Genomic DNA, 1,686 nt, shown 5'->3' with positions numbered 1-1,686 from the left:
AAAAAAAGCAACGGATTTGCCGTTGCTTTTTGCATGGTTACGATAGTCTTGCTAAAATAGAATTGCTCAATAAAACATTTAGAAAGGCTATTCCATGCACATTCACTATAACACAAATCAAACGACTTTACCACTAGAACTTGCTTGCATTTTACCACAAGACCATATTGTCTTTACCATTGAAAAAGTGGTGAATGCCTTGGAGTATAGTCACTTCCACGCTTTCTATCATAACTTCGGTCGCCCGTCTTATCACCCTAAAATGCTTTTAGCTACTCTTCTATTTGCCTATTCACAAGGGATTTTCTCTGGACGAAAAATTGAAAAAATGATGATTGAAAATCTCGCTATGCAGTACCTAACGGGACAGTTGGTTGTCAGCTACCGCACCATCAATCGTTTTCGAGTCGCTGAAGGAATGGAAGAGCTCATTCGTGATCTTTTCATCGACCTCAATCTTCGTTTAAAAATGGAAGAGTTAGTGACCTTAGATTGCTTGTTTATTGACGGGACGAAGATTGAAGCCAACGCCAACAAGTATAGTTTCGTGTGGAAAAAGGCAACGGACAAGTTTTCCCTCAAACTTCAAGAACAGATACAGGTCTATTTTCAAGAAGAAATCACTCCCCTTATCCATCAGGCCATTAGGCTGGACGAAGAAGAACCGATTGCCTCAGAGCAGTTGATTGAATTCGCTCAAGTCCTCGAAGAAGAATTGGAAAAACTGAACCAAGACATTGAGGAGACCCCCGTTAAAGGGAAGGACGAACGTAAAACCCAACGTCGTAAACTCAAGAAAGTCTTGCGTAAAGTCAAGGATGATTTTTCAGTACGTGCTGAAAAATATGAAGGCTACCAAGAGACATTTGAAGGGCGTAACAGCTTTTCCAAAACAGATACAGCCACTTTTATGCGGATGAAAGAAGACCACATGAAGAGTGGTCAACTCAAGGCTGCTTACAATCTTCAAATCGCTACTGAAAATCAATTTGTTCTTCATTATGATGTCTTTTCAAATCCGACAGACACCAAGACTCTTCTGCCATTCCTTGAAACCTACCCGCATGACTTGAAGACCGTTGTCGCAGATGCTGGATATGGAAGTGAAGAGAACCTCCTTCGTTTAGATGAAAAGGAGGTGAACCACCTGATTAAATATGCCATGTTTGATCAGGAACAGAAGAAAGGGTATAAACAGTCGGCTAGAAACTTAGCGAATTGGTACTATGATGACCAGGAGGATAGCTACACTCATCCTGACGGGTGGTGCTATCGTTTTCATCATATCAAACATCAGAAAACACAGACGGACTTTCAACAGGAAATCAAGGTTTACTACGCTGATGAACCTAAATCAGCCCCTCAAAAGGGACTATATATCAACGAACGTTATCAACACTTAAAAGCTAAAGAATGCCAAGCGCTTTTATCTCCCGAAGGTAGACAGATTTTCAATCAACGTAAGATTGATGTGGAACCTGTCTTTGGGCAGATAAAGGCTTATTTGGGTTACAAGAGATGTAACCTAAGAGGCAAGCGTCAGGTGAAAATTGACATGGGTTTAGTGCTCATGGCCAATAATATCCTTAAATACAATAAGAGAACGACTAAAAATTAAAAAGCTAGAGTTCCATAATTGGGAATCTCTAGCTTTTTTGTGACTGAGAACTATTTTGTCTCAGACTC

Annotated in this window: 1 protein-coding gene; it reads left to right on the top strand. The window is 40.3% G+C overall.

Annotation, left to right across the window (positions count from 1 at the left end; all coding sequences use genetic code 11):
- The first annotated feature begins 94 nt into the window (after positions 1–94).
- Complete coding sequence (locus tag HMPREF2542_RS04160; RefSeq protein WP_070484385.1) at positions 95–1,618, top strand: IS1182 family transposase; 1,524 nt, start codon at positions 95–97, stop codon at positions 1,616–1,618.
- Positions 1,619–1,686 lie beyond the last annotated feature (68 nt).

The organism is Streptococcus sp. HMSC034B05, assembly GCF_001809055.1.
In the GTDB taxonomy this organism is placed as follows: Bacteria; Bacillota; Bacilli; order Lactobacillales; family Streptococcaceae; genus Streptococcus; species Streptococcus constellatus.
Note: the sequence above shows the minus strand (reverse complement) of the source record. Positions and strands in the feature narration are given on the sequence as shown.